Below are 16,396 nucleotides of genomic sequence, written 5' to 3'. Positions count from 1 at the left end.
ATTGCCGCGACGGTTCAGGCCGTCGCGGTGGCTGCCATCGGGGCCGGCCGGCCGAGCAGATAGCCCTGGCCGTAATCGCAGCCCAGCTGCAGCAGCGTGTCATGCTGGGCTTGGGTCTCGATGCCCTCGCCCACGGTTTCGATGCCCAGCGTGCGCGCCAGCGACAGCACGCCCTGCACCAGCGCGTGCGTGCTCTGCATGTCCTGCCCGTGCAGGCCGGCAATGAACGATTGATCGATCTTCAGCGTCGAGATCGGGAACCGGTGCAGGTAGGACAGCGCCGAGAATCCGGTGCCGAAATCATCCAGCTGCACCAGCACGCCGCGGTCGCGCAGGGTCTGCAGGATGCGCAGCGTACGCGGGCCATCATCGAGCAGCGCCACTTCGGTGATTTCCAGCCGCAACCGATGCGGATCGGCGCCGGCCGCTTCGATCAGCCCGAACAGGCGGGTGCTGAAGTCGGCCGAGCGGAAGTGTCGCGGCGACACGTTCACCGACAGATAGCCGCGGCCGCCGCGCGCGAGCTGGGTGATCACCTGCTCGTACAGCAGCCAGTCCACCTGCTCGATCAGGCCGCTCTCCTCGCCCAAGTCCAGGAACGCACTGGGCAGCAGCAGCCCGCGACGCTCGTGCTGCCAGCGCAGCAGGGCCTCGTGGCCGACCAGCTCGCCGTCGCTGAGCCGCATGATCGGCTGATAGAACGGCACGAAATCCCGGTTGATGATGGCCCGGCGCAGGTCCGCTTCCAGATCCAGGCTGCGCAGCGCCTGCTCGCGCATCGCCTCATCGAACACCGCGCAGCGGTCATTGCCCTGCGCCTTGGCCCGGTACATCGCCGCATCCGCATCGCGCACCAGCTCTTCGCCGTTGCGGTAACGCGGATTCCACATGGCGATGCCCAGGCTGCCGGATGGGAACAGCTCGCGCCCCTTCACCCACATCGATTCCTCCAGCGCCACCAGCATGCGCTGCGAGAACTCCAGCGCCGAGGCCAGGCCATCGCCACACTGGAGCAGGATCGCGAACTCGTCGCCCCCGAGCCGGGCGACCACGTCCTGTGCGGAAATCATCGAGACGATGCGTTTGGCCACCTCCACCAGCATCTGGTCGCCGGCGGCATGGCCGATGCTGTCGTTGACCAGCTTGAACCGGTCCAGGTCCAGGAACAGCACCGCAAAGCCCTGCCCTTCGCTGCCGCGCGCACGCGCGATCGCATCTTCCAGCCGATCCAGCAGGTGCAGGCGGTTGGGTAGGCCGGTCAGCGCGTCGTGCATGGCCTGGTGGGTCAGGCGCTGTTCGGCGCGCAGGCGTTCGCCGATCTGGCCGAGCAGTTTGTCGTTGACGTCGGCCAGCTCGCGGGTGCGCTCATCCACGCGCTTTTCCAGATCGGCATGCGCATTGCGCAGCCGCTCCTGGTCGCGCTGGCGGGACAGGCCGTTGCCGATGTTCTGCGCGACGAAGGTGAGCAGGCGCTGGTCGTGGACGGTGAACACCACCTCCGGCGAATAGCTCTGCACCACGATCACGCCGACCACATCGTCATCGCTCAGCAGCGGCACCCCGAGCCAGCAGTTCGACCGGGCGCCGAACTCACGGACCACGCCGCTGTCGCGCAGCGCATCGATGCGCTCGCGGGTCGCCAGCAGCGGTTGCCGGTTGCGCACGATGAACTCGGTCAGTCCTTCGCTGAAGGGACGCGGCGCGCGCGAAGGGTTGTACTCGTCCACCGAGTACACGAACTCCAGCCCGTCGCCCTTTTCGTTGACCAGCGCGATGTAGAAATTGCGTGCGTCCAGCAGCGTGCCGACGACGCCATGCACCTGGCCGTAGTACTGCGACAGCGACTCGGCGCTCATCGCCAGTTCGGCGATGTTGAACAGGGCCAGCTGCAGTTTCTCGGCGCGGCGGCGCTCGACCACCTCCTCCTGCAGGTTGCGGTTGGCGCGCTGCAGCTCCACCGTGCGGCGCTCGACCTGGCGTTCCAGCTGCACCTGCGCCTGGCGCCGGTCCATCGCGGTGAGAATATGCTGGGCGACATAGCCCAGCAGGGTGCGGTCGGCCTCGTCATAGCGCGCGCGATGTTCGTAGCTCTGGACCACGATCGCGCCGCACACGCGCCCATCGCGCAGCATCGGGACGCCGAGCCAGTCCAGGCTTTCCGGCCCGCGCTGCGGATCGTGCTCGTCATCGAGGATGGCCAGCAGCTCGCGCGAGGGTCCGCTCAGCGGCTGGCCGTGCCGCAGCAGCGCGAAGGTCAGGCTGCGCGGCATTTCGTGTTCTTCGTAGCTGCGGTCCGGGTCGGCGACGAAGTCGTCTTTCTGGTCGGCGAAGTACAGGAACCGCACCCGGTGCCGGATGTCGTCGTACTCGACGATGAAACAGTTCTGCGCGTACATCAGCGAATTGAGCACGCGGTGGAAGTGGCGCAGCATCTCGGCCATTTCCAGATCCGCCCCGGCCAGATCGGCGATCTCGTACAACGCCTGCTGCAGGCGTTTGGATTCCTCCAGCGAGGCGATCTCGCGGCGCTGCCGGGCCAGCGACAAGGTGCTCTGCACCAGCAGGCGCGCGGCCGTCCACCAGCTGTCCGGCGGCGGGCCGGCGGCCAGCGTCACGCTCACGCTCAACCCGGCACCGTCGTGGGTCCAGCGCTGCTGCCATGGCGGCCCGCCCTGCATCGCCGTGGCGCTGCCCTCCGGCTGGCCCTGGCTGCCCTCGCCGAGCACCGGATCCGACCAGGCCAGCGCGACCGCCGCTCCGGCCGGCAACAGGGCGCACAACGCCGTGGCGACTGCGGCAGGGATCACCGCATCACCGTCCCGTTGCACTGAAGAGGTCACCATCTGGCTGGACACGTCGCTCATCTCTCGGGTGCCGGCTGCCCGGCACCTCCCCTGTCCTGCGAGCATAACGCGCGAACCGGGGGGTAGTGGAAGAGCCGTAACCCCTCCCGGCACCGCGGGACGTTGTTACTGCCATGCCCCAGGTCATCGCCATCCCCGCCCGTTCCGCCACCCGGCACGCCATCGACTATGCGAACACCCCCGCAGCGCTTACTCTGTGCGCCGTGGATGCCCTCGCCCTGCCGACCGACGAAGCACTGATGCTGGCCTGGGCCGGCGGCGACCTGCGTGCATTCGAGACGCTGTATGGCCGCCATCGCAGCCGCCTGTACAGTTTTCTGCTGCGCCAGCTGCGCGATGGCGCGCTGGCCGATGAGATGTTCCAGGATGTCTGGCAGCGGGTGATCGCGGCCCGTGCCGGCTGGCAGCCCGAGGCGGCCTTCACCACCTGGCTGTTCCGGATCGCCCACAACCGCCTCAACGACCACTGGCGTGCCGCCAGGCACCGTCCCTCGGCACCGATCGACGCCGACGAGCGCGTCGCGGCGATCACCGATGCACGGACCCCGGAAACCCAGTTGTCCGATTTCGAACAGCGCCGCCAGCTGCAGTTGGCGATGGAGCAGCTGCCGCCGGAACAGCGCGAAGTCCTGCAGCTGCGCCTGGAACAGGAACTGAGTCTGGAAGAGATTGCCGAGATCACCGGTGTGGGCCGTGAGACGGTCAAGTCACGGCTGCGCTATGCCATGGACAAACTGCGTGCGGGGTTGAGCGGATGAATCGCCAGGATCCGCTGACGCCCGAGGAACGCGAGCTGGCCCGGCTGCTGGGTCGGCCAAGCGCGACCGGCCCGGCGCCGTCGATCGACGAGGCCGTGCTGGCCGCCGCGCGTACCGCGGTGGAAGCACCGGCCGCGGACGCGGCCACCTGGAAGCTGCCACCAGATGCCCCGGCACGTTCGCGGCGCCCGCGCTCGCGGCTGCCGGCGGTGTTCGGGCTGGCCGCCTCGGTGATCTTCGCCGTCGGCATCGCCTGGCAGCTCAAGCCCGACGCCCCGCCCGCGCCTCCAATGGCCGAACCGGTCGCCGCACCCGCATCGAGCGCCGCCGTGACGGAGGCTGCACCGGCGATGGACGCCGCGCCGCTGCCGGCCCCGGTCGCTGCACCACCGCCCGTCCCGCAGCAGCGCGCGGCGAAGGCGGCAGTAGAGGCGCCGGCACCGGCCAGTACGACCGCTGCGCCCGCGCGTGCGCGCGCCGTGTCTGCGCCGCGCCCCGAACCCATTGCCGCACCTGCGCCGCCGGCACCGGCACCGGCACCGGCACCGATGATGTCCGCCCCCGCACCCGAAGCAGCGGCGTCCTATGCCATGGATGCAGGCGAACCGGCGCTGGACGCCGTCGCGGTGACCGGCTCGACGATCGAGCGCTCGGCGCCGGCCAAACCCGCCCCGGGTGCTCCCGGCGTGATGCGTCGCGCCGCCGCGCCGATGGCCGCACCTGTCTCGGCAGACGATGCCGTGCGTGCACTGCACCAGGCCGTTGCCGCCGATGCCGGCCTGCCCCGCAAGCAGTGGCTCAAGCGCATCCGCGAACGCCGCGACGCCGGTGATGTGGACACCGCCCGCGCCAGCCTCGAGCGCTATCTGCAGCACTACCCGGAAGTGCGGATCCCGCGCGATCTGCGCCAGCTGCTCGAGAACTGATGCTGCGCGTACGGTGACCGGGCATCCCCACTAGAATGAGGGGAATGCCCGATACGCTCGCCACCCCCGTCAGCCACAGCCTGGAGATCAAGCACAGCCGCTTCATCGCCCATGCCGCGCCGATCCCGCATGCGGCCGCCGCGCTGGAGTTCCTGCAGCAGGTTGCCGTCGTGGATGCCACCCACAACTGCTGGGCCTACCGCTACGGCAACGAATACCGCTCCAGCGATGACGGCGAGCCCTCCGGCACCGCCGGCCGTCCGATCCTGGCCGCGATCGATGGCCAGGGCTTCGATCGGGTGATGGTGGTGGTGACCCGCTGGTATGGCGGCATCAAGCTGGGCGCGGGCGGCCTGGTACGCGCCTATGGCGGCACCGCCGCCGAATGCCTGCGGGTCGCGCCGCGGCTGCCGCTGATCGCCATGGCCGAGCTGGACGTGCACGCCGGCTTCGAGGATCTGGGCCCGCTGCACGCCGCCCTGGGCATGCATCTGGCCGAGAAAGTGGACGAAGCATTCACCGCCGACGGCGTGAACCTGCACCTGCGCTTGCCGGCCGATCAGGTCGAGCCGTTGAAAAATCGCCTCCGCGACGCCACTCGTGATCGTGTCCGCATTGAATCCCGCACCGAACCAGGCCCATCGAATGACTGACGCACCCGCTCCGCACGACACGCCGATGCGCCGCCTGGGCAGCTTGAACACCCTGTGGCCGTTCGTACGCCGGCATGTCGGGCTGTTCAGTGCCTGGCTGGTGGCCCTGGCGATCTCCTCGGTCGCCACCCTGAGCCTGCCGGTCGCGGTCCGCCAGATGATCGACCACGGCTTCACCAGTGGTGGCCAGATCAACAAGGCCTTCGCACTGCTGTTCCTGGTCGCGGTGGTGCTGGCCCTGGCCACTGCCGCGCGCTTCTTCTTCGTCTCCCTGCTGGGGGAAAAGGTGGTCGCCGATCTGCGCAGCCGCCTGTACGCGCACCTGATCACGCTGGGCGCCGGCTTCCATGACCGCAGCCGCAGCGGCGAGCTGGTCTCGCGCCTGACCGCCGACAGCGAACTGCTGCGCAGCGTGATCGGCTCGACCATGTCGGTGGCGCTGCGCAGCACCGTCACCGTGATCGGCAGCCTGGTGATGCTGTTCGTCACCAGCCCGCACCTCGCGGCGTGGTCGCTGGTCGGCATTCCGCTGGCGGTGCTGCCGATCATCATCGGCGCCCGTCGCCTGCGCAACATCGCACGCGCCAGCCAGGACCGCATCGCCGACGCCAACAGCCTGGCGTCGGAAACCCTGGGCGCAGTGCGTACCGTGCAGGCCCACGCGCGTGAGCCGTATGAGCGCGGCCGCTTCAACGCCGCCCTCGGCGATGCCATCGGTGCCGCGCGTCGCCGCATCCGCGCGCAGTCGATCGTCACCGCCAGCGCCATCGTGCTGGTGTTCGGCGCCATCGTCGGCGTGCTGTGGCTGGGCGCGCACGAGGTGATCGACGGCAACATGAGCGCCGGTACGCTGGGCCAGTTCGTGCTGTATGCGCTGATCGGCGGCGGCTCGGTCGGTGCCCTGGCCGAAGTCTGGAATGAAATGCAGCGCGCGTCGGGTGGCATGGGCCGGATCGCCGAGCTGCTGCAGGAGGACGTGGAGATCACCGCCCCCGCCCATCCGACCCCGTTGCCGCAGCCGCTGCGTGGCGAAATCCGCTTCGAGAATGTGGTGTTCCATTACCCGCAGCGCCCGGATACCGCCGCGCTGGACCATGTGGACCTGCACGTGCGCCCGGGCGAGACCGTCGCGCTGGTCGGGCCGTCCGGTGCCGGCAAGAGCACCATCCTGTCGATGCTGCTGCGTTTCCACGATCCCGCGGCCGGCCGCATCCTGGTCGACGGCGTGGACCTGCGCGAGGTCGATCCGGCGCAGCTGCGCGAGCAGCTGGCACTGGTGCCGCAGCAGCCCACGTTGTTCGCGAGCAGCGCGTTCGAGAACATCCGCTACGGTCGCCTCGAAGCGACCGATGAAGAGGTGCAGCGCGCGGCAGAAGCCGCCGAGGCCGATGAGTTCCTGCAGGCCCTGCCCGAAGGCTATGCCAGCGAGCTGGGCGAGCGCGGTGCGCGCCTCTCCGGTGGCCAGCAGCAGCGCATCGCGATTGCCCGCGCCCTGCTCAAGGACGCACCCATCCTGCTGCTCGACGAAGCCACCAGCGCCTTGGATGCCCAGAGCGAGCGCGCCGTACAGCAGGCCCTGGAGCGTTTGATGGCCGGCCGCACCACGCTGGTGATCGCGCACCGCCTGGCCACCGTGCTCAAGGCCGACCGCATCGTGGTCATGGACCACGGCCGCATCGTCGCCCAGGGCACGCATGCCGAGCTGCTGGCCGAGGGCGGCCTCTACGCCGAACTGGCACGCCTGCAATTCATCGATTGATGACGGGCCGGTAACACCGGGCATCGCATCCTGCAGCCCTCACTGGATGCGCTGCAGGAGGTGTTTCATGTCGTTTCGACAGTTCCCCGCCACCGACGCCAACGGCGACGATTACGTCATCATCGAGTTCAAGGATGAGCAGCCCGACGCTTCTGCGGGCAACGGCCAGAGTGCGCGCTACGAGCTGGCCGATGGCCGCCATCTGATCCGCGACGGCCGCGAGTTCCGCACGGCGGGCGGCGAGCTCACCCTCGTCACTTGAGGCGTTGAAAAAAAGTTACGCGGATGTTGGTCAATTTTTGACCAAGCATCTTGACAGCCTTTACCCGCAAGGCGCGTACGCACTTATCCACACGTTTGTGCGCAGATCATCCACACCCCCTGTGGATGAATGCTGCGGTGCACCGTGTCAGCGGACCAGCACGCGGCCGATACCCGAGGCATCGATCTCGATGGCCGCCGCCTGCAGCGCGAGCGCATCGCTGCCCGCTACGAATCCGACCCGGAAGTGCACCTCACCGGCGGGCGTACGCGAGGAATGGATCGAGGCCAGGCTGACCCGGTGCCGCTCGAACACATGCAGCAGCTCGCGCAGCGAACCGGGCCGGTCTTCGGGCAGGTGCACGCTGATCGCGTTGCGCTCGGTGAGGTCGGCCAGCAGGTAGCCGACCCGCTCGAAGGTGTAGTTGCCGTCGGCCAGCACCTCCGTCCCCATGCTGTCTCGGTTGTCCAGCAGCAACTGCTGGCGGAACGCTGCGCGCGCCGCGTCATCGCCCTGCTTCAGCTGTGCCCGCAGCTGCTGCAGCTGGGCCAGCAGGCGATCCAGCATCGGTGCCACATGCGGATTGCCGAACTGGATATCTTCGTAGATCGCCGGATTGAGCGAGAGGATGCGCGCGATGATCGCGGTATCCAGCTCGAACGAGGCCGACCGGTACGGCATCAGCGCCGGCAGCGCGCCCAGGATCGGCGCGTACTCGCGCAGCACGCCAGCCTGCGCCAGATGCGTGGCATGCACCATCGCCTGGACCAGCGCCATGACCTGATCGTGATGTTCGGGCGTGGCGCGCACGCACTCCGCTTCCAGTGCGTCGCACAGCTGCTGCACGAACGGCTGCCACCGCGCCAGGCGCGCCTCGCAGACCACCATCACCCTGCCCTTCAGCGTGGGTGCCTTGGGCGGGGCCGTCATCGGATGCAGGCCCACCACCTCGGCCTGCGAGGCAAGCATCGCCTCCACCGGTGCGGATTTGACCGAGGTGACATCCAGCCACAGGCGACCGGCTTCACGACCCGCCGATCGCGCGACGTAGTCGGCGATCAGCGCGGGCGTGTGCCGGATCGGTGCCGAGAAGATCAGCACCTGCGCGCGCTCGAGCAGGGTCTCCGGGCTGTCCGACTGCGGAGCGGCTGGATCGTGGCCGATCACCTCCAGACCCAGGCGCTGCGCCAGGAACCGGCGCAGCCAGCGCCCGTAGGCACCGTCGCTGCCGACGATGCCGACCACCGGCGTCATGCTCACGCCAGGCGCTCGGGGACGAAGCGATCCGGCAGGGCCAGCGCTGCCGGCGCCGCCGCCAGCACATCGAACTCTTCATGGCCGTTGGCCAGGGTGGTCTCCAGCGCGACGTGCACGCCGGCGATGGCGCGCGAGATCGCCTGTTCGAAGGTTTCCCCACGCAGCAGGAAGGCGACCAGCAACGACATCAGCACGTCGCCCGTGCCCGCCACGTCCACCGGCAGGTGCGGCGAGGACCAGCGCCAGATCACGTCGCGGCTGACCGCGAGCGTGACCAGCTGGCCCGGATCGCCACCGACGCTGTGCGCCAGCACCCACTCCGGGCCACGCGCCAGCAGCGCCTGCGACGCGGCGATCGCATCGTCCTGGGCCAGGCTGGGCATCCCGGTCAGGCGGCCGAGCTCAAAGGCATTCGGCGTGACCAGCCAGGCATGCGGCAGCAGCCGTTCGGCAAAGACCTTTTCCAGGCCCGGTTCGACATAAGGGCCGGTGTGGGTGTCGCCGATCACCGGGTCCAGGCAGTAACGCAGCTGCGGCGAGGACGGCAGCACCGCATCGAGCCAGTCGGCGAAGGCCGCACCGTTGCCAACGCTGCCGAAGTAGCCCGACACCAGCATCCGCGCCCGCTGTGGCAGGCCGCGCTCACCGGCGCCGAGCAGCAGATCGGCGAACCAGTCCGAGGGCAGCACGCGACCGCGCGTCGTTTCGTAGAACGGCGCGTTGCTGAGCAGCGTGGTGGGGATTTCGGCCACGCGCACGCCCAACGCGCGCAGCGGCGGCACGGCAGCGCTGTTGCCGGCATAGCCGTACACCAGCTGGGACTGCACCGAGATGACGTCGACCGGCGACGGACCGTCCGGGCGCTGGCGGCGGCCGTGGACCAGGTGGCTTTCGAGGGATTCGTTCATGCCGACATTTTACGCCCGGTGCCGCCCGGTAGAGGTAGAGCCGTCTGCGCACAAAAAAAGCCCCCTGTTTCCAGGGGGCCTTCGGTAGTTCACAGGAACCCGTGACGCTTACGACGTCATGCGGTCCCAGAAGCCCTTCACGCCATCGATGAAGGTCGCCGACTTCGGCGAGTGCTTTCGCGCTTCCTCACCGGTGAAGGTGGTCTCGAACTGTTCCAGCAGCTTGCGCTGCTCCGGGGTGAGGTTGACCGGGGTCTCCACCACCACGCGGCAGTACAGGTCGCCTTCGCTGCGGCTGCGCACCGAGCGCACGCCCTTGCCGCGCATGCGGAACAGCTTGCCGGTCTGGGTTTCGGCCGGAATGCGGATTTCCGCATAGCCACCCAACGTGGCCACACGGACGGTATCGCCCAGCGCGGCCTGCGAGATGCGGATCGGCACTTCGCAGTGCAGGTCGTCGCCATCGCGCTGGAAGATCGCGTGCTCGCGCACCCGCACTTCCACGTACAGATCGCCTGCCGGGGTGCCTGCCGGACCGGCCTCGCCTTCACCGGACAGCCGGATGCGGTCGCCGGTGTCGACGCCCGCGGGCACCTTGACCGACAACACCTTGTCTTCCTCGACACGGCCATTGCCGTGACAGGTCTTGCAGGGGTTCTGGATGATCTGGCCACGGCCGTTGCAGTGGTGGCAGGCCTGCTGCATCGCGAAGATGCCGCGCTGGATGCGCACCTGGCCCTGACCACGGCAGACCGAGCAGGTCTCGACCTTGCCATCTTCCGAACCGCTGGCGTTGCAGTCATCGCACTCGACCAGACTCGGAATCTCGATGCGGCGTTCCACGCCCATCACCGCTTCTTCCAGGTCCAGCTCCATCACGTAACCGATGTCGGCACCGCGACGGGCCTGGCGCGGACCACCACCGCCGGCGCCACCGCCGAAGATGTTGCCGAAGATGTCCCCGAAGATATCGCCCATGTCCGGGCCACCCGGACCACCACCACCGCCGCCCATGCCGTGCTCGAACGCCGCGTGGCCGTGGGCATCGTACATCCGGCGCTTGTTGCCATCGGACAGGGTTTCGTAGGCTTCCTTGCATTCCTTGAAGGCGGCCTCGGCCTCGTTGTCACCCGGGTTGCGATCCGGGTGGAACTTCATCGCGCAACGGCGATAGGCCTTCTTCAGTTCTTCGTCGCTGGCGGTGCGGGACACGCTCAGCACTTCGTAGTAATCGCGCTTGCTCATAGCTTGAATCGGTTTCCGGAAGTCGGGATTCGTCAAAGCGGAAGAGCGGCACCAGGTCCGCTCTTTCGCCGGGCGCCCCGACAGGCCGGGATACGGCTGTCAGGACCAGAAGGGGGAGACGACAACGGGACGTTGCCTGCGCAACGTCCCGTGTCATGGCCGGATCAGGACTTCTTGTCGTCCTTGACTTCGGTGAACTCGGCGTCGACCACATCGTCGTGCGCGCCGTTGTTGCCACCGGCATCCGGACCCGGTGCGGCGCCACCCTGCTCGGCCGCCGCGGAGGCCGCGAACAGGGCCTGGCCGGCTTCTTCCAGCACCTTCGACTTGGCTTCGATCTGGGCCTTGTCGTCGCTCTTCATCGCGGTTTCCAGATCGGCCAGGGCCGACTCGACCTTGCCGATCACGTCGCCACCGACCTTGCTGCCGTGCTCGGTGATCGCGGTACGCGTACCGTGGATCAGCGCGTCAGCCTGGTTGCGGGCCTGGACCAGCTCATGGAACTTCTTGTCTTCTTCGCGGTTGGCTTCCGCGTCGGCGACCATGCGCGCGATCTCGTCCTCGGACAGACCCGAACCGGCCTTGATCTCGACCTTCTGTTCCTTGTTGGTCTTCTTGTCCTTGGCCGAGACGTGCAGGATGCCGTTGGCGTCGATGTCGAAGGACACTTCCACCTGCGGCAGGCCGCGCGGCGACGGCTCGATGCCGGAGAGGTCGAACTTTGCCAGCGACTTATTGAAGCGGGCCTGCTCGCGCTCACCCTGCAGCACGTGCACGGTCACGGCCGACTGGTTGTCCTCGGCGGTGGAGAACACCTGCGAGGCCTTGGTCGGGATGGTGGTGTTCTTCTCGATGATCTTGGTGAACACGCCACCCAGGGTCTCGATGCCCAGCGACAGCGGGGTCACGTCCAGCAGCAGCACGTCCTTGACGTCGCCGCCCAGCACGCCGCCCTGGATCGCGGCACCCAGTGCCACGGCTTCGTCCGGGTTGACGTCCTTGCGCGGTTCCTTGCCGAAGAACTCGGTCACGGCCTGCTGCACCTTCGGCATGCGGGTCTGGCCGCCGACCAAGATCACTTCACCGATGTCGCTCGAACGCAGGCCGGCATCGTTCAGCGCGATGCGGCACGGCTCGATCGACTTCTTGATCAGGTCTTCCACCAGCGCTTCCAGCTTGGCGCGGGTCAGCTTGATGTTCAGGTGCTTCGGGCCCGACGCGTCAGCGGTGACGTACGGCAGGTTCACTTCGGTCTGCTGGCTGGTGGACAGCTCGATCTTGGCGCGCTCGGCGGCGTCCTTCAGGCGCTGCAGGGCGAGCGGATCCTTGCGCAGGTCGATGCCCTGGTCCTTGTTGAACTCGTCGACGAGGTACTCGATGACGCGGTTGTCGAAGTCTTCGCCGCCCAGGAAGGTGTCGCCGTTGGTGGCCAGCACTTCGAACTGCTTCTCGCCGTCGACGTTGGCGATCTCGATGATCGACACGTCGAAGGTGCCGCCGCCCAGATCGTACACAACGATCTTGCGGTCACGGCCGTCGCCCTTGTCCAGGCCATAGGCCAGGGCAGCCGCGGTCGGCTCGTTGATGATGCGCTTGACTTCCAGGCCTGCGATGCGGCCGGCGTCCTTGGTGGCCTGGCGCTGGCTGTCGTTGAAGTAGGCCGGCACGGTGATCACGGCCTCGGTGACGGTCTCACCCAGGAACGCTTCGGCGGTCTTCTTCATCTTCTCCAGCACGCGGGCGGAGATTTCCTGCGGGGCCATCTTCTTGCCGTCGCTGGTCTGGACCCAGGCGTCGCCGTTGTCATGGGCCAGGATGCCGTAGGGCACGTGCGCGATGTCCTTCTGGACTTCAGCGTCGGTGAACTTGCGGCCGATCAGGCGCTTGACGGCGTAGAAGGTGTTCTTGGGGTTGGTCACGGCCTGGCGCTTGGCCGAGGCGCCGACCAGGACTTCGCCGTCCTTGGTGTAGGCGACGATGGAGGGCGTGGTGCGATCGCCTTCCGCGTTTTCGATGACGCGGGCCTTGCCGCCGTCCATGATCGCCACACACGAGTTGGTGGTGCCGAGGTCGATACCAATGATCTTGCCCATGAGGGAGACTCCTGAAGTTCTGGGTACATCCGGCAGCTGCCGGGTTATGAATGGGATGTGTGGGACGCTGCGGACACTTTCAAGCCGTCCATCAAACACAGTGTTCGATGACGACCCAACGCGTTCAGCGTCCGGTCGAGCCGCCGGGACAGGCCCGGCAGACCGGGATGCGGGTCAGTCGCGGGCCACCACGACCAGCGCCGGACGCAGCAGGCGGTCGTTGAGCAGGTAGCCCTTCTGGAACACCTGGACCACGCTGCCGGGCGCCGCGCCGGGCGCGTCGACCTGGCTGATCGCCTGGTGGTGGTCCGGGTTGAAGGTCTGGCCGGTCGGGTCGAGCAGGGTCAGGCCATTGTCGGCGGCGACCTTGAGCAGCTGCTTGTAGGTCAGTTCGAGACCTTCGCGCAGCGGGCTCGGTTCGCTGCCGGCGGCATTGAGGCCGGCATCGAGGCTGTCGAACACCGGCAGCAGCTCGCCGAGCAGTTTTTCATTGGCGAAGCGGCGCGCCTGTTCCACGTCGCGGGCGACGCGCTTGCGCTGGTTGTCCAGGTCGGCGCGTTCGCGCAGCGACTCCGAGCGCAGCAGGGCAAGCTCGTTGTGCAGGCTGTCCAGCTGCTGCTGCAGGGACGGCTCAGCGGCCGGCTCGCCGGCGGGATTCTGGGATGCGATATCTGACTGATCTTGGTTCATTTCCGGATCCTTGGCGGTGACTCTCCGCCTCCACCCACCCCTATGTGGGCGCGGCTACGGGATTCAAGAGTCCAGGGCCGCTTTATGCGCGATCGCGGGACAATCCGCCGCCGCCGGGCGAGCCCAGCGCGGCCCCCAGTACCTGGGCGGTGGCTTCCACCAGTGGGATCATGCGGTCGTAGGCCATCCGCTTCGGGCCGATCACCCCCAGCACGCCCAGCACCTGGCCATCGGCCGAGTACGGGGCGGTGACCAGCGAGACGCTCTCCAGCGGCATCACCCCGGTCTCTTCGCCGATGAAAATGCGCACGCCCGGGGCCTGGATGGTGCGCTCGAGCAGTTGCAGGATCTCGCGCTTGCTGGCGAACACGTCGAACAGCTCGCGCAGCCGCTCCAGGTCGGAGAGGTCCTGCACGCCCATCAGCCGGGTCTGCCCGGCCAGCACCATGTCATCGGCCGGCGGCACCATCGCCTGTTCGGCCAGCTCGATGCTGTGCGCCAGCAGCTGCTCCATCTCCGACTGCGCATCGCGCAGCTCCAGCAGCAGCCGGGCCCGGATCTCGGCCAGCGGCCGCCCGGCGCAGTTCGCATTGAGATAGTTGGCGACCTGCTCCAGCTCGCCCGGGTCGAAGCTGCGCCGCGGCTCGATCACCCGGTTCTGCACTTCGTTGTCGGCGAACACCAGGATCGCCAGCACCCGGCGCGCGTCCAGCGCCACGAAATCGATATGCCGGAACGCGAACTGCTCCCGGCGTGGGGCACTGACCACCCCGACGAAGTGACTCATCGCCGACAGCAGCTCCGAGGCACTGCCGAGCAGGGCCTGGGTGCCGGTGCCGGTGGCCAGCTCGGTACGCAGGCGGCTGAGCTCGCCCTCGCCCGGCGGCTGCATCTTGACCAGGCTGTCCACGAACACCCGGTAGCCGTGCGCGGTCGGCACCCGGCCGGCGGAGGTATGCGGCGAGCTGAGCAGGCCCAGGTCTTCCAGGTCGCCCAGGATGTTGCGGATCGTGGCCGGGCTGACGTCCAGGCCGGCATGCCGGGCAAGCGTCTGCGAGCCGACCGGCTCGCCATCCTGGATGTGGCGGGCGATCAGCGTCCGCAGCAGATGGCGGGCGCGTGGCGCGAGATGTGACGCGGAAGGATGCATGGAATCAGCCTGTGAGACGCCCACTTAGATAATGGCTGCACGGGGCGTTGGCAAGTCATTGGAGACGCCCCCGGCCCATGCTAGCGTGCGCGGCTTGGAGACACCCCTCGTGTACAACGTAGACCATGCTTAGACATCTATCGATCAAGGATTTCGCGGTCGTCCGCGCCACCGAGCTGGAATTCGGCGCCGGCATGACCGTGGTCTCGGGTGAAACCGGCGCGGGCAAGTCGCTGATGGTGGACGCGCTGGGCTTTTTGTCCGGGCTGCGCGCCGACAGCGGCGTGGTCCGCCACGGTGCCGCGCGCGCCGAGCTCTCGGCCGAATTCGCGCCGCTGGCCGACGCCCCGGCGCGCCAATGGCTGCGCGACAACGAGCTCGACGACGAAGAACAGTGCCAGCTGCGACGCGTGATCCGCGCCGACGGTGGCTCGCGCGCCTTCATCAATGGCCGCCCGGTGACGCTCTCCCAGCTGACCGAGCTGGCCGGCATGCTGGTGGAAATCCACGGCCAGCACGAACAGCAGGCCCTGCTCTCGCGCCCCTCGCAGCTCTCGCTGCTGGATGCCTTCGCCCGCAACGACGCCGAGCGCGCCCAGGTCCGCCAGACCGCGGCACGCTGGCAGGCGCTGGTCGATGAAGCCGAGGCCTTGTCGCGCCAGGGCGACGTGAGCGACCGGATCGGCTACCTCGAGCACCAGCTCGGCGAGCTCAAGCGCGAAGACCTCGACCCGGCCTCGATTGCCACCCTGGGCAGCAGCCACCGCCGCCAGGCCCATGCCAGCGCGCTGATCAGCGCCTGCGACGTGGCCGTCAGCCGCCTCAACGGCGACGACGAAGTCTCGGTGCTGCAGCTGCTGCAGCAGACCCGTCACGATCTGACCCGCGTGGCCGAACACGACAGCCGTCTCGGCGAGGTCGACGCCCTGCTCGACAGCGCCGCCATCCAGCTGGACGAAGCGCTGTCCCTGCTCGATCGGGTCCACGACGACCTGGATGCCGACCCCGAGCAGTTCGAGGACATCGAGCGCCGCCTGGGCCGCCTGCACGACCTCGCCCGCAAGCACCGCGTGCCGATGGAAGCGCTGGGCGAGCACCGCGACGCGATGGAGGCCGAAGTCGAGCAGCTGCGCGGCGCCGATGAGCGCCTGCAGGCCCTGGCCGGTGAGATCGACCGCGCCGCCGGGCAGTGGAAGACCGTGGCCGAGGTGCTCAGCGCCAGCCGCCGGAAGGCTGCCAAGGCCCTGTCGGACACCACCACCACCCTGATCGGCGAGCTGGGCATGGGCGGTGGTCAGTTCCTGATCGATATCGAGCCGCAGACCGTGGCCAAGCCGGACCCGAACGGCGCCGAGCGGGTCGAGTTCCTGGTCGCCGCCAACGCCGGCCAGCCACCGCGTGCCCTGCGCAAGGTGGCTTCGGGCGGTGAGCTGTCCCGGATTTCGCTGGCGATCGAAGTGGCCGCGCTGGGCCTGGATGCAGTGCCGACCATGGTCTTCGACGAAGTCGACTCGGGCATCGGCGGCGCCGTGGCCGATATCGTCGGGCAGAAACTGCGCGCCTTGGGCGAGAAGCGTCAGGTGCTGTGCGTCACCCATCTGCCGCAGGTCGCCTCCAAGGGCCACGCCCACTACCGGGTCAGCAAGGCCCCGGTGGACGGCATGACCCAGAGCGCGGTCGAGAAGCTCGATGCCAAGGCCCGCGAAGAAGAGCTGGCCCGGATGCTGGGCGGCGTGGAAGTCAGCAAGGAAGCCCGCGCCGCAGCGCGCAAGCTGCTCCAGGTCTGACCGGTAGTGCCGGCCGCTGGCCGGCTCCTCCGGATGTCGGCCCG

13 protein-coding genes are annotated in these 16,396 nt (G+C 68.3%); 6 read left to right on the top strand and 7 right to left on the bottom strand.

Annotated elements, in window-relative coordinates:
* Nucleotides 1–14 precede the first annotated feature (14 nt).
* Nucleotides 15–2,864 (bottom strand): EAL domain-containing protein, encoded by a 2,850-nt coding sequence (locus ABE424_RS03760; RefSeq protein WP_346490874.1) that lies wholly within the window; start codon nucleotides 2,862–2,864, stop codon nucleotides 15–17.
* 203 nt (nucleotides 2,865–3,067) lie between these two features.
* Between ABE424_RS03760 and ABE424_RS03755 the strand changes: the two genes are divergently transcribed.
* From ABE424_RS03755 to ABE424_RS03735, 5 genes are all read left to right on the top strand, one after another.
* Entirely contained in the window at nucleotides 3,068–3,622 is a 555-nt protein-coding gene (locus tag ABE424_RS03755) for an RNA polymerase sigma factor (RefSeq protein ID WP_346490968.1), read from the top strand.
* Nucleotides 3,619–4,548: a hypothetical protein gene (locus ABE424_RS03750; RefSeq protein ID WP_346490873.1), complete on the top strand. Its 930-nt coding sequence runs from the start codon at nucleotides 3,619–3,621 to the stop codon at nucleotides 4,546–4,548. The genes ABE424_RS03755 and ABE424_RS03750 overlap by 4 nt, the downstream gene beginning before the upstream one ends.
* Before the next feature lie 44 nt (nucleotides 4,549–4,592).
* Nucleotides 4,593–5,201, top strand: a complete 609-nt coding sequence (locus ABE424_RS03745) for a YigZ family protein (RefSeq protein ID WP_346477956.1) — start codon at nucleotides 4,593–4,595, stop codon at nucleotides 5,199–5,201.
* Nucleotides 5,194–6,960 (top strand): ABC transporter transmembrane domain-containing protein, encoded by a 1,767-nt coding sequence (locus ABE424_RS03740; protein WP_346490872.1) that lies wholly within the window; start codon nucleotides 5,194–5,196, stop codon nucleotides 6,958–6,960. The genes ABE424_RS03745 and ABE424_RS03740 overlap by 8 nt, the downstream gene beginning before the upstream one ends.
* A 67-nt stretch (nucleotides 6,961–7,027) precedes the next feature.
* The gene (locus ABE424_RS03735; protein ID WP_176989748.1) at nucleotides 7,028–7,222 is read left to right on the top strand and encodes a hypothetical protein; all 195 of its coding nucleotides are present in this window, start codon (nucleotides 7,028–7,030) and stop codon (nucleotides 7,220–7,222) included.
* A gap of 147 nt (nucleotides 7,223–7,369) precedes the next feature.
* Here ABE424_RS03735 and ABE424_RS03730 read toward each other — a convergent pair whose 3' ends face one another.
* The 6 genes from ABE424_RS03730 to hrcA form a co-directional block, all read right to left on the bottom strand.
* Nucleotides 7,370–8,482 (bottom strand): prephenate dehydrogenase, encoded by a 1,113-nt coding sequence (locus ABE424_RS03730; protein ID WP_346490871.1) that lies wholly within the window; start codon nucleotides 8,480–8,482, stop codon nucleotides 7,370–7,372.
* Entirely contained in the window at nucleotides 8,479–9,387 is a 909-nt protein-coding gene (gene pdxY, locus ABE424_RS03725) for a pyridoxal kinase (RefSeq protein ID WP_346490870.1), read from the bottom strand. Before pdxY ends, ABE424_RS03730 begins: the two co-directional genes overlap by 4 nt.
* A gap of 108 nt (nucleotides 9,388–9,495) precedes the next feature.
* Nucleotides 9,496–10,632 (bottom strand): molecular chaperone DnaJ, encoded by a 1,137-nt coding sequence (gene dnaJ / locus ABE424_RS03720; protein WP_121042065.1) that lies wholly within the window; start codon nucleotides 10,630–10,632, stop codon nucleotides 9,496–9,498.
* Nucleotides 10,633–10,796: 164 nt separating this feature from the next.
* A complete protein-coding gene (gene dnaK, locus ABE424_RS03715) occupies nucleotides 10,797–12,725 on the bottom strand; it encodes a molecular chaperone DnaK (RefSeq protein WP_176989745.1) in 1,929 nt (642 codons plus the stop codon).
* A gap of 174 nt (nucleotides 12,726–12,899) precedes the next feature.
* Nucleotides 12,900–13,415 carry a nucleotide exchange factor GrpE gene (gene grpE / locus ABE424_RS03710; protein WP_176989744.1) on the bottom strand — a complete coding sequence of 172 codons (516 nt, stop codon included), beginning with the start codon at nucleotides 13,413–13,415 and terminating at the stop codon, nucleotides 12,900–12,902.
* An 82-nt stretch (nucleotides 13,416–13,497) separates the two neighbouring features.
* Complete coding sequence (gene hrcA, locus ABE424_RS03705; protein WP_019183158.1) at nucleotides 13,498–14,565, bottom strand: heat-inducible transcriptional repressor HrcA; 1,068 nt, start codon at nucleotides 14,563–14,565, stop codon at nucleotides 13,498–13,500.
* A gap of 125 nt (nucleotides 14,566–14,690) precedes the next feature.
* Here hrcA and recN point away from each other — a divergent pair, with 125 nt between their 5' ends.
* Nucleotides 14,691–16,352: a DNA repair protein RecN gene (gene recN / locus ABE424_RS03700; RefSeq protein ID WP_176989743.1), complete on the top strand. Its 1,662-nt coding sequence runs from the start codon at nucleotides 14,691–14,693 to the stop codon at nucleotides 16,350–16,352.
* The last annotated feature ends 44 nt before the right edge of the window (nucleotides 16,353–16,396 follow it).

It is taken from the genome of Stenotrophomonas sp. TWI1149 (assembly GCF_039673155.1).
GTDB classification, from domain to species: Bacteria; Pseudomonadota; Gammaproteobacteria; order Xanthomonadales; family Xanthomonadaceae; genus Stenotrophomonas; species Stenotrophomonas maltophilia_AA.
This window is presented reverse-complemented; position numbering and strand designations above follow the sequence as displayed.